The 278-nt window shown below is 54.0% G+C and carries 1 protein-coding gene; it reads left to right on the top strand.

Translation table 11 applies throughout. The annotated features are described in order from the left end of the window. Nucleotides 1-25 precede the first annotated feature (25 nt). Nucleotides 26-278, top strand: a 253-nt coding sequence (locus QN347_RS19840; protein WP_323494403.1) for a UbiA family prenyltransferase, incomplete at its 3' end; no start/stop codon positions are given.

Raw genomic sequence — 278 nt, 5'->3', positions numbered from 1 at the left:
GTACTGGGCTTTGACCAAGCCTCGTGTGACGCAATTGGCCGTTTTTTGTGCGGTGATTGGTATGTTTTTGGCGACGCCTGATCTGCCTGACTGGCGCTTGGTGGTCGCTGCTACGATCGGTATCTGGTTGTTGGCTGGTGCTGCATTCGCCATTAATTGTCTGGTTGAACGTGAGATAGATTCTCGCATGGCGCGTACCGCTCGCCGCGCATCGGCACAGGGTGAAATCGGGCCGATGCAGATTTTGATTTTTTCTGGCGTGATTGGCGGTCTTGGTA

It is taken from the genome of Sphingomonas sp. 10B4 (genome assembly GCF_035019905.1).
Classification (GTDB): Bacteria; Pseudomonadota; Alphaproteobacteria; order Sphingomonadales; family Sphingomonadaceae; genus Sphingomonas; species Sphingomonas glacialis.
Note: the sequence above shows the minus strand (reverse complement) of the source record. Positions and strands in the feature narration are given on the sequence as shown.